Raw genomic sequence first — 12,301 nt, forward strand, 5'->3', positions numbered from 1 at the left:
CCATTTCGGCTTGTTGATTTAATCGATTTCACAACCCGACGCGTGAGCGAGGGATCCACAGGCTCGCTGCAAGGGCACGCGATCCCTCTCTCACGCTTTGGGTTAGGATTAAATCAACTGGTCCCATTTGGTTTGAGTTTGGCCGTTGGCCAAACCGATTCGCCCCGCATCTTCCTCTCGCCAAATTGAGGCTCAACCAGTTTCAAATTTACAATTGTCAATTTAACTTTTTCAATGACCACGAGTCTCGTGATGAAACGCGAATCTTTGAAACAATGCAATTGACCGCCCGAGAATGCCATTCCTGACGGGGCGACGAAAATCCGATGATTCGATAGGCTTTTAGAAAATTCACGCGTTCGCGCCCTTTGAGCTTTCGGAACCAACCTCATGTCGATCAAACGTGTCGGAATCCTCACCGCCGGTGGCTTGGCCCCGTGTCTGTCGTCGGCCATCGGAGCCCTGATTGAAGCCTATACAGAGCAAGCTCCTGAAATTGAAATTGTCTGCTACCGATCCGGGTACAAAGGTTTGCTGCTCGGCGACAGCTTTGTCGTCGACGACCACTCGCGGAAGAACGCGGCGATCTTGCACCAGCACGGCGGCAGCCCCATCGGCAACAGCCGGGTCAAGCTGACCAACGTCGCCGATTGTGTGAAACGCGGTTTGGTCAGCGAAGGCCAAGACCCACTGCAGGTTGCCGCGGAGCGATTGCAATCGGACGAAGTCGATGTGTTGCACACCATCGGTGGCGACGACACCAACACCACCGCCGCAGACTTGGCCGCTTACTTGGCCAAGCACGAATACCAACTGACGGTCGTTGGTTTGCCCAAGACCATCGACAACGACGTCATCCCCATCAAACAGAGCTTGGGTGCTTGGACGGCCGCCGAAGAAGGCGCCAAGTTCTTTGAAAATGTGGTCGGCGAACACAACGCCAACCCACGCATGTTGATTGTTCACGAAGTCATGGGGCGCAACTGTGGTTGGTTGACCGCCGCCACCGCAGCCAAATATCGCGAACGATTGCAGACGCTCAACTTCTTGCCCGAGATGGGACTCAGCCAAGAACGTCGCGACGTGCACGGTGTCTTTGTTCCCGAGATGAGTTTTGATCTCGAAGAAGAAGCCAAACGCCTGCGGGCAATCATGGACGAGATCGATTGCGTCAACATTTTCATCTCCGAAGGTGCCGGCGTCGACACCATCGTCAAGGAAATGGAATCGCGTGGCGAAAGCGTCCCCAAAGATGCATTCGGTCACTACAAACTCGACGCCGTGAACCCCGGCAAATGGTTCGGTAAACAATTCGCGGACATGCTGGGTGCCGAGAAAACGCTCGTGCAAAAGAGCGGTTACTTCAGTCGCGCCGCTGCCGCCAATGCGGACGACATCGCCTTGATCGGTCGCTGTGCCAAGAAGGCCGTCGAATGTGCCATGCGAGGGATCGGTGGCGTGGTTGGCGAAGACGAAGACCAAAACAACGAACTTCGCGCGATCGAGTTTGAACGCATCGCTGGCGGCAAACCTTTCGACATCAACGTGGACTGGTTTGGTGACTTGCTTTCACAGATGGGACAACCCAAAGGCGAAGTCCTGGAAACGTCTCACTAACGAACTAGCTGAGCAGCAACGACTTCCGAGCCGGGCACGTCATTCGTGCTCGGCTCGTTCGCGTTTGGCACGGTTGATTTTCGTTTACCGTTGAGCAACCATCCGATCGGTGTGTAGCGAACGAAGACTTGGTAGCTGATCAACAACACCACACAGGAGATCGCACTGACGACCGCGAATTTGACGCTCCAAGAGGCCTGCCAATCTCGTACCCAGTACTGCAAAAACATCACCAGGGGAAGGTGAACGAGGTACAACCAGTAGCTCGAATCGGACAGGTACCGCAGCGTGCGACTGGGATGTGCGAACACACTTCGAAACATCCCCATCATGCCGAAGGACACGATCCAGGCATAAGCGGATTGAACCAACACGGACGCGAACAATCCGCTGCCCGACGTTTGGCTCTTCAGCATCCATCCGATCGCGAGCAAGACGGTGAGCGACAACGGCAAACTGATCTTCCATCCGCGACCCAGGCGACCTTCGCGATCATCCGCGACAAAGTAGATCGCACCAAAGCCAAAGAACAACGCGTAGTACGCCAACACAGACGGGAGAGGAAGCAAGCCGACCGATGTCGCCGGCCCAAAGCCTTCGTGCCGCATGAACCACTGAGTCAACATCGTCAGCGGAATCAACCAGAGCAAACAATGGGGTGAACTTGCCAGCGCCGACGCATTCCAGCGAGACTTCAGCGATTGCGGCGTGCCTGTCATGACGATCACGAACCCCGCCACCAAGAAGCACAGAAACCAAAGAAACCACAGGTGCCCCGTCGCTGGAAACTCGAACAGCAGAAACATCAATCCGCTCCAGTTCGCGGCACTCATGCCTCCGTCAGCAGCCTGGTCCGCTGGTGACTCAAACAACGTGACGCCCATCATCGCAGCGATTTCTTCCCGCCCGGATTCGACGTCGTCCCGATCGACTTCGATTTTTAGCAATCCAGCGACGTACTCGGTTGTTCCCCACGGCGCTCGCATCACATCGATGGGTTGCTCGCCCTTGTGGTTCCCTAGCTCAGGATCTGCGTCGTGATCCAGCAACACCTTGGCAATGTCATCGCGTCCCAGGAACGCTGCCACCAAGAAGGGCGAATCACCTTGCTCGGACCGTTGATTGACATCGGCGCCTGCCAGCAAAGCTTTTTCCACTGCCACCAAGTCATCCTGAACAACGGGAGTCAACAGATCGGTTTCGTTGAACGCCGTGGCATTGGCCGATGGATTGGCCTGAATATGGCCGGCCACAATCCAGATCGATGGAACGATGGTGCACATCCCGATCACGAACGGAATCGCGATTCGCAGCACGCGGTGCTCAATCAATTTGGATGTTCCGCGACGCTGATAAAGCATCATCGTGAAAAAGCCGCTGAGCAGAAAGAACAACGGCATTCGAAAGCCATGCACCATCGCAATGAACATCGAAACAAAATCGCTGCTTTGCGAATCTTGGATCGGCCAACCGCGGCCCGCATCGGGCGAATAAGCGATGGCTGCATGCAAGAAAATCCCCAGCAACATCGCGATGCCTCGCAACGCATCCAAGTCATGTCGTCGAGACGGGATCGCAGTCATTGAATCATTCATTCGCCCACTTTCCTCGATATCGGAATCGATCTCGCCTCCGTTTCGGTAACGTAATGTAACCATTTGAAACGAAACCCATGCGAACCGAGGGAAAGACAATCGCCGCGGTTTGATTGACGGGCAATAAGAAACTTGCCACAGGACGCGTCAACTTGGACGCGAATTCTGAAGAGCGAGCCCAACGACGGGGCAACGCGTTGATTCAGACCGCGACGACCTGCTCGTCAGCGATCACCCAGATGCGATCGTTTTCTTTCGGCGAAATTCTCATCGTTCCGGTGAATCGTCCGCAGGCGGGCAACACCAAACAACCGCTGGACCACCAAAAGCACGGCAACTTTCCGGTCGACTCGCCACCATCGCTGAGCACGTGAGCGGGATGCAGGTGACCGCTGACCAGCAGATCAGCATCGGATGGCAACGAACCGGGCTCGTGGGCCATCGCCAGCGTGTCCAGGTGGAATGTCCCGACGACAACCTGCATCGGCCAAGACTCTGGCAACGTCCCGACCGCGCGATCATGGTTGCCTTCGACCAAAGTCACCGCGACATCGTGGTGATGATCCAAGAAACCACCAAACAACGAGGTCGCATCCATCGACAACGAACTGCGTGCATGGAACAAGTCGCCGATGATGAAGAGCTCCGTCGCGCCACTGGATTCCAACATGTCCGAAACGCAACGCAGCGTCGCGCGGCTGGATCCAACCGGCACGCCAATCCCATGACGCCGAAACGTCGCGTCTTTTCCCAAATGCAAATCCGACACCATCAACGCCTGATGCTTTGGCCAATACAAACCGCCGCCGGGATACAGTTCCAATTCGTGTCCCGACAGCGTGATGGCCAGAGGCGTCGAAACAGGCATCAGTTCGGTTTCCAATCCAGCCCCATGGGTAACTGGTTCAAGTTGACAGGACCGTCCGCCGTCACGACCAACATGTCTTCGATGCGAACGCCACCAGTTTGGCGACCATAGAGGCCTGGCTCGACCGTGAAAACTTCACCCGCGAGCATTTCACCTCCGCCGTGATCCAACAGAATTGGCTCGTGAACTTCCAAGCCGATTCCGTGACCGGTGCCGTGCTGAATTGAAGGCCCGTCCGTCAGCTCACCACGTGAGATCGGATAGCCATGGCCGACCAAGACTTTTTCAACAGCCAACTGGACTTCTTCACCAGTTCGCCCAGGGAACAAAACCGACTCCGCCGCTTCTTTGGATGCGACCACCGCCGCGTGCATCTTCAGAACGGTTTCGCTGGGCGTTCCATTGACCACCGTTCGCGTGCAGTCGCCGTTGTAACGCGTCGACTCATCACGCGGAAACAGATCGACGATGACCGGGTGCCCGGTGTACAAATCGCCGTCGCCACGATGATGGCAATCGGCTGAATCGGGCAACGTCGCAACGATCGCACCATGGCTCATCGTGTAGTTGCGTTTCATGAACGCTTCCCCGGCCATCGTGCGAACTCGTTCACTGGTCAATGGTTCGCCACCAAACATCAATCGGCCTTCGGAACCAACATCCGCGGTTGCGATCATTTCACACATCTGCCGCATGACCGACTCCGTGACCGACTGGGCTTTCCGCAGCCACTCGATCTCTTCGTCCGTTTTGACTCGGCGGTCGATCACACCAAGATCATCGTCATAGGCAACCGCGATCCCTGCATCGGCCAAATGCCAGGCGTAGATGAACGGGAACGCTCGATCGACAGTGACTCGATCGATGGATTGAAGCTGCAGGAACCGAGCAACCGATTGAGCCGACGCGGTTTCGCGATCGCCGCTGGCCGAACCCGATGCGGGCGGAAAATCAGCGGGGCAATGAACTGAATCCAAACGTCCCGCGGCGCGTGTACGGTCCATTTCCAAGTCGCGAACGATCCCAACGTTTTTGCCATCGGGCAATTTCAGCCAGGCGGCAGGGTCACCGAGCGCAATCCCCAGGCGACGAAACAAATTCGCGTTTCGATCGGCCAAACCGGCCATCACCTGGGCTCCATCGGAGCCATTGTTGGGGGAACCAGAACCGTCAGCAGAGTCGCTCGTGGCGACCATCAATTTAGAGTGAATCATGCTTCCAAACTAACCGACGGAGAGGAAGCTGCCGAGAGACCGCCGATCGAGCAAATTGCGAACCACTCTTTTGCCAACCGAAACGGGGACTGCCGGAACTCATGCCGCCTCAACTGCCGCGATTTGTATCCGTAGGCTTGGCGACATGACGGTAATCAATCGTGTCGTCTGACTCGATTATCAAGCAATGCGAGTCCGCGGGGATCTCTTCGAATGATTGTCGAATTCCTGACGGCCACACGATGTGCAAGTGGTCAATTTGTTGGTGAGCGCCAATTCCGATGTCCACCGTATTTTCATTGGCACCCATATAGGTTTCACCCGTCATCCAACCGTGCCACTGCTCATCACTACAAACAACGATCACCTCTGCGCCCACCGCATCGCGTTGGGACGCGGTGCCAACCAAGTCAACACGCAACCAATGCTGACTTTCGGTTCGATTCTCCAATATAGAAACTGGCGTGTCCAGCGAATTGGCCACCAAATCGGGCCGCCCATCTCGGTTAAAATCCAATCGAACCAGCGTTCTCCCAATCCGTGGCGTTCGCCAAAAGGACGGCGAACCCTCGTCCACCTCAATCGTTGATTGCATCACAAATCCCGATGGGCCGCCTCGATACAACTGCGGCAACATGCGGAAAGGAATGTCCGGCGTTCCGTTTTGCGCCGGTTCAAACACGTGACCATTCACAACCGTTAGATCCAACCATCCATCTCGATTCAGGTCCGATGCTTGGGTTCCAAAACCCACCATCTCATGACTGCCTTCGGAAAGTCCATATGATGAAGCCATGTCCGTGAAGAACCCAGGCGTGCGCTGTAAAAAGAGATTGTTAGGTTGCGCGTAGTAATTGGTCACGAATAAATCCAATGAACCGTCGCGATCAAAGTCGCCGCCGGCGACGCCCATACAACCTTGTGTTTCCGCATTGTCGCCCGACGCACAACCACGAAGAATCGCCTGCTCCTTCAACTCCAACATGCCATTGCCGTCGATTTGGCTGACCCAGAAGTGATTGCTGGTGGTGTCATTTGAGAGAAACAAGTCGTTCCCTGCTTTCCGATCGAAATTGGCGATGATTCCAGCGAAGGCGTAGTTGGGTTCTTGGCGGTCCGCCCCAACACTTGGCCACTGATGCCACTCACCGTTTGCCATCCGCTCCAAAAAGCGATCTTTCGCAGGGGCAAAAATCCGGGGAGAACAATCAAAACCCTCGCCCCAGCACTTCGTTTCAAACGCGTTTTCGTCGTCGATGTAGTTGATCTCAACCATTTCGGGCAACGCGTCTCCGTTCAGATCCCCGCAGGCAATGCTGCTGGTCCATCCGTCGGAACCAGCAATCAATTGGGGCGAGAAGGTTCCGTCGCCATTGTTGACACACAGAACGTTGAAACCAATGTTAGCAATCAGCAAATCAGCAAACCCGTCTTGGTTGACATCGGAGGTCGTGGCTCCTTGCGCGTACGACCGATCATCGCTGCCCGATAAAGCCGAAACGTTCTGGGTGGTCGATCCATTCAAATTTCGAAACAATTGATTCGGGCCGGAGCCGCGTGAGTCATTCGCTGCACCTCCCGCATCACAAAAATACAAATCCGACCACCCGTCCAGATCAAAGTCGATTACGGCGATGCCCCCGCCATTGACTTGACTCATCCGAAGATGGCTGGGGTCGGAATCAGAATGGTTACGAAACTGGAAATTTACGCCAAGCTGCGAAGCAACATCCACCATCTCAACCCGAATCGAATCGCCTAGCTGATCCCCCGAACGCAGAGAAGGAGATGATTCCGGTCCAGCATCGGCCAACATCGCGGTGGAGTTGGGAAGAGGCCAACGCTGCAAATCAATACCGCTTAACAGATCCGACGAAGACGGACGATTTTCACTGAGCTGTTGCCTTGCTTCCACCAACTCTGGCATCGCTTCTTGCAAGCGGCCTTCCTCATATGCCAAGATCGTTCGCCAGGAGACTGCCTCCCAACTTCGGCCGAGCTTTTCGAGTTGGTCCACGAGCCTCTTCAAATCCCCGCGTCGCGTTTCACGATTCAAGCCGACATTCATCGCCATTTGCCAAGCTTCGTCAAGTGATTCTTTGCGTTGAAGGACCCGTTCGGCAGCTTCCAGTTCGCCTTCCATCGCTAAGGCTTCTGCCATTCGGAGATAGGCGACTCGATCGGTCGGATCAATCTGAACTGCTTCGCCAAAAGCTCGAATGGCTGCGGCGGACCGCTTCAAACGCAATGACCATTGGCCGATCGCGGTCCAATACTCGGCCTCCTTTTCAATATCTTGTGGTAGTGAGGCGGACCATTTCCAAAGGTCTTCATTCGACTGCCGTGCCTCGTAAACGCGTCCTTCAAAAGCAGCCACGCTGGCAGAATCGGGAAACGCCGTGCGTAGTTTTTTAATCAGTTTCTCCGCCTCGACCAGCTCGTCCTGAACGAACAACCGCTTGGCTCTTGCTAGCTCTTTCAGCGTTAACGTTTCACCATTGAAATCATCCGCTGAACCACTCATCAACGCTCCCGGTTCGCCATCGTGATAAGGAACACTCAGCGTCGTCATGCTCAACAATTCCTTTTCAGTCACATCACCCAACCGAATCAACGCTTCGACATGGCGGGTCGCTTCGACACGACGGCCTTGTGAATTAAGCAAAACGGCCAAGCGACGGTGAACAGGAGCCAAGTCTCCGAAACGACGAATCATTTCGACGTAGGTCGCCTCGGCTTCTTCCAACCGGCCGACTTCCTGTAGCCAATCCGCGAGTTGCCCCAAAGCTGGTAAACCCGCCTCAGGGTGATTCGGAGGAATCGCCCGCAGATAGGAAATGGCTTCGTCAGCTTCGCCTTTGCCGTGAGCGATCCGTGCCGCCAGAAACAACAAGGTGGGAGAATCCGGACTCAACAGTAACAATGACCGATTCAGTTTCTCTGCCTCGGCGTAGCGTGCCTCACTCAATAATTCGCCGACACGATCTTCCAGTTCAGACGGCGTCGGTTTTGCTACTTTTTCCAGCGAAGGGTCTACAGTGGACCGCTTGAGTGACTCCCGACTCGTCACGTCGCTTTCGGCAGACTTGGGAACCGAACCAGAACGACTCGATGTGGTTCTTTGTTGTTCTGACTTGGAACAACCACATCCAGCCAGAACAATCGTGCTGACCAACAGCAGCAGTTTTCCAACTAGCCTCGAACGTCTTTCGCCATATGCCACTTGTGGAAGATCAATCAAACGATGCCATCTCCATCCACTGCGATTCGTGACCAAATGAACCATTGCCTGTCCCTTTGAGACCTGGCCAAATCCAGGACTAAAATTGCTGGCCGTAGAAACGACAAAAGTGCTGTCCAGATCATTACGACCTGAACAACACTCGGTCGTTCAAACTTTGACGATTGAAGTTAGCTCTACTCGAGCGACTTCGTTTCTTTTCCGGCTTTGGTTCCCAAAGCACCCCACAAACCGTACGGACTCTCTTCGCCAGGCTGACCGGCCTTTGGAAGCGTCGCACGATTTTGATTACCGGCCTCAATGCTGTCGGTGATGAACTTCACCGCCCCATCGGCCATGAGGATGTGACAACCACCTTGGTGGCGACTTCCCATCGTGTAGGTTCCGTCCGAACCATCACCGCCCCAAAGACAGCTTTCTTTGTTGGGTGGACGAACTGTATTCACGCTGGTGAACATTGGACGACCATCTGCCCAACGCTTGCCGCGGCGTTGATCAGCAGCACCTGTGTCGTTTGCATTCGCCCAAAACTGAGGTCGGTTCGGGTCAACATTGTCGCGGTAGCACAACTCCGGATCAAAGAAGAATGGGTCTTGCTGGTTCATCTTGGGTTGCGAGTTGATTTCCAAGTTGCCCGCGTCGGTGACGATCTCGCCACACGCGATCGTGTTAGAGGTACCGTCCAAGATGTCGCGGAACCGAGTCGTGTAACGACTCTCGAAAACACCACGTTGCCGAGACTTCGCTCCGGCATCGACAACGTTACCCTCTCCGTCAACTCCACCCGTATGTGTCGTCTGCATCGAGTCTCCGATACACGCGGAGTAATTGTTCAGCCCTGTTTGTCCACCCACACCGACGGTCGGATCGCTCGGGCAACGGAAGGTCCCAACGGTCGTACGCCATGGGGTGTAGTTGGTGTCCCACGGCACAGGCCCCATCGCTTGGTAAGGAGGATTCTTGACGCTTCCATCACCGTTCAAGGCGTATGGATTGCTAATCTGCTCCCACAGTCCTTGCTGTTCAATTTGTGGCAAGATGCCTACCAACCAGCTTAAAATGTACTCATTATCACCAGCTGCCCCCGCGCCGGTGCAGCAGTATGTACCGCCCATCTGCTGAGGGAATTGGTTGAATGCAGAATGATAGTTGTGCAGCCCCAAGCCAATTTGCTTGAAATTATTGCTACAGCTCATGCGGCGAGCTGCTTCGCGAGCTGCCTGCACAGCTGGCAAGAGCAACCCGACGAGCACACCGATGATAGCGATCACGACAAGGAGTTCCACCAATGTAAAGCCCTTACGGCTTTGGCGAAAAAAGTTTGACTTCATAATGTCCTCTTGAAAAGCTTGCTAAAAAAACAGGGATGGGTCAGACCGTGCTGGCTCCAATCCCCTAAAAAAACTACCGGCCTGAATCCCGCTTCTGCATCTCTCGTTGTTGCTCTGCGTAATCCTTGGCCTGACTCTTGTAGGATTCGGCCAACTCTTCCGCAGTCGGGACATCTTCCGGGGGGGCCGTGACTGAGTTCTCCGCACCGCCACCACATCCGGGCAATGAAACACAAAAGAACACGGCCAGAACGGCAGCGAATATCGAATACTTCATGGATATATTTCTTACCTTCAACCAAGTGGGTTCATTTTGAGCAATTGCGAGACTTGCTTGCTGCTGTCGCGGCTTTGAGCTTCACAGAAGCTATTCGGCAACCCCTTCATGCTGCAATCGTTATTCCATACATATATTAGCCCACACCCAACTGACAACATACCTTATTAATACAATTTGCATGCGTTTTTTTACGCAAAGGGCTTGCGTCCAACCGCAAAGAAGCATTCAGGTTGATCATTCTGCCGCCAATTCAAACCGTTCGACCAATTGGATCCGAAAAGCCGTTGTCGCAACGTCTTCGCCTATCGACCCGACTTGTGTTGTTCGATTTCGCTCATTGCGCTGCGATCTGACTGGAACTGCGGCTGAAATGCTTTGCAAAACCATTCTCGAACTCGGATACGAACCTTCAAGATTCACTAACCGCGCTGACCGTCCCAACGGCTGCAAAAATCATTTGCGACTGTTCTGGCGGATGAAGCGATCGGGTCGTTCGCGTCGATCCCTGGGAGAGACGTCGCTCTGACGCGATCGCATGGCACCGCTTCGGCGACCAAGCGTCTCGTCCCGCCGCCATCGCTTGAGTCTGTTTCATGACATGGTTTTCAAAACCCACTGATGCTTCCGCCTCCGACGCCCACGAAGCAACATCCACTCGCATGATCGCTTCCGCGGTCCTTCGGGTGGATCGAATGCTTCGACGCCGTCGGATACTCGCCGTCGCGATTGGGTGCACCATGCTGTCGGCTGGTCCCGGCTGGATCGGAACCAGCTCGGCAGGATTCCCGGAGATGGTTGAGCGGGTCGGACGCTTTTGCGGGTGCAGTTGGGGCGATGGCTATCACACTTGCCACAGCAGCGGCATGCGTCCGATGGCGAATCTACCGCCACGCTCTTATCCGGCTCGCACCGGCAACTTGGCCGACAAAGTGATGGGGTGCCGCAACTGCCAATCACCAAGTTGCCAGGGGACATGCAAACCAAACTCATTGCATGCCAGCCGTACCCGCGATGGCTTCAGCATGTTGCGTCCGACCTTGTTGCCCAGCACAAGGCGGCCAACATTCTACGATCGCTTTGATGAGTACGCTCGCGAAGTCAGCTTCCAAGCCGCCGCGACCGAAGTGGGTGCTCGCCCCGTCGATCCTATTGTCGATCACGAGTCCATCGAGGGTCACTATCCACGGACCAACTCACCGCGTTTCGAATTGCACTCCAATCATATCGACGAGTTCACCCACCATGGGTTCTCGGTGTTGGCCAATGAGGATCCCTCCGCGGCATCGCAACCCGCACAAACATCCAACAACGCTGACACCAACATCGATGCACCTGCGGAAGCCACATCGCTTCCCAAGCATCAGTTAACTGAAGAAGAGATCCAACGCTTTCGTGACTACCAAGAACACCAGCGTTTGGAAAAGAAGTACAAGAAGTACTTGATCGAACCAGACGAAGTGGAACCGTTTCAAACGTTTGGAGGACCACCCGTTGGAAGCGAGCAACGACGACTGCTCGACGAGAACAAGGTCAACGAACTGTTGAAAGAAAAGTCGCTGCAACTACCGCCACCTTCGATCAAAGAAGAACCCTCGGAAGACCTGCAACCTAGTTCGAGCGACCTGCTGGACTCTTCTCTCGAAGAACCCGAGTTGGACGATGCGGTGCCGCTGGAACAATTGCTTCCGCCTTATCCAGAAGATGAAACGGATCCGTCAACGGACTCTGTCGGACCTCTGTCTTGGCCCACGCCTTCCGCGACGGACTCGCTGACTCATCAACCGCCACCATCGGCATCAACGCGAAGTTTCATCCGGCAACCGTCCGACAATCCGGTCACGCCAAAAGCAACTGACAGCAGTCCGAATGAGCGTGTGGCAGAAATACCGGATTGGCGATTTGTCAGACAACCTCGCTAGCGGCAACACTTAGATGCGGCCGCCTTCACAGCAAGTTTCGCAAATCGTGTGACAACGCTGGCACTGCAACTTACCGCGAATTTCGATCAAGGTTCGCCCCAAACAAACGGGGCAAACACCCTGCGTCGCATTCGCGGGTGAGCACTGATTCCACTGGGGTTCAGTTTCATCTTGGGATGAATTCCCTGGCGTTTGCCGGTTCGATTCGGAAGCTTGCGGTTCATTCATGCTGCAAT

Annotated in this window: 9 protein-coding genes; 2 read left to right on the top strand and 7 right to left on the bottom strand. The window is 54.8% G+C overall.

The genetic code is table 11. The features are described 5' to 3' along the window. Window positions 1–390: 390 nt before the first annotated feature. On the top strand, window positions 391–1,617 hold the full coding sequence (locus RE6C_RS28920) for a pyrophosphate--fructose-6-phosphate 1-phosphotransferase (protein WP_008662538.1): 1,227 nt from the start codon (window positions 391–393) through the stop codon (window positions 1,615–1,617). Here the strand turns inward: RE6C_RS28920 and RE6C_RS28925 are convergent. The 6 genes from RE6C_RS28925 to RE6C_RS28950 form a co-directional block, all read right to left on the bottom strand. Further along, window positions 1,614–3,212, bottom strand: coding sequence for an acyltransferase family protein (locus RE6C_RS28925; protein ID WP_236618603.1), 1,599 nt, complete (start codon window positions 3,210–3,212; stop codon window positions 1,614–1,616). The genes RE6C_RS28920 and RE6C_RS28925 overlap by 4 nt on opposite strands. A gap of 202 nt (window positions 3,213–3,414) precedes the next feature. Next, on the bottom strand, window positions 3,415–4,080 hold the full coding sequence (pdeM, locus tag RE6C_RS28930) for a ligase-associated DNA damage response endonuclease PdeM (RefSeq protein WP_008662540.1): 666 nt from the start codon (window positions 4,078–4,080) through the stop codon (window positions 3,415–3,417). Beyond that, window positions 4,080–5,294, bottom strand: a complete 1,215-nt coding sequence (locus RE6C_RS28935) for a M24 family metallopeptidase (RefSeq protein ID WP_039963824.1) — start codon at window positions 5,292–5,294, stop codon at window positions 4,080–4,082. Before RE6C_RS28935 ends, pdeM begins: the two co-directional genes overlap by 1 nt. Before the next feature lie 109 nt (window positions 5,295–5,403). After that, window positions 5,404–8,580, bottom strand: coding sequence for an FG-GAP-like repeat-containing protein (locus RE6C_RS28940; protein ID WP_008662543.1), 3,177 nt, complete (start codon window positions 8,578–8,580; stop codon window positions 5,404–5,406). A gap of 131 nt (window positions 8,581–8,711) precedes the next feature. Continuing rightward, window positions 8,712–9,866, bottom strand: a complete 1,155-nt coding sequence (locus tag RE6C_RS28945; RefSeq protein WP_039963826.1) for a DUF1559 domain-containing protein — start codon at window positions 9,864–9,866, stop codon at window positions 8,712–8,714. A 73-nt stretch (window positions 9,867–9,939) separates the two neighbouring features. Next, window positions 9,940–10,143 carry a hypothetical protein gene (locus RE6C_RS28950; RefSeq protein ID WP_008662546.1) on the bottom strand — a complete coding sequence of 68 codons (204 nt, stop codon included), beginning with the start codon at window positions 10,141–10,143 and terminating at the stop codon, window positions 9,940–9,942. A gap of 596 nt (window positions 10,144–10,739) precedes the next feature. On the opposite strand from RE6C_RS28950, the gene RE6C_RS28960 reads away from it, so the two are divergent. Beyond that, on the top strand, window positions 10,740–12,065 hold the full coding sequence (locus tag RE6C_RS28960; protein WP_008662550.1) for a hypothetical protein: 1,326 nt from the start codon (window positions 10,740–10,742) through the stop codon (window positions 12,063–12,065). Between the two features lie 9 nt (window positions 12,066–12,074). Here the strand turns inward: RE6C_RS28960 and RE6C_RS28965 are convergent, their stop codons facing one another. Next, entirely contained in the window at window positions 12,075–12,293 is a 219-nt protein-coding gene (locus tag RE6C_RS28965) for a hypothetical protein (RefSeq protein WP_236618605.1), read from the bottom strand. Window positions 12,294–12,301: the final 8 nt, after the last annotated feature.

The organism is Rhodopirellula europaea 6C, assembly GCF_000338295.1.
GTDB lineage: Bacteria > Planctomycetota > Planctomycetia > Pirellulales > Pirellulaceae > Rhodopirellula > Rhodopirellula europaea.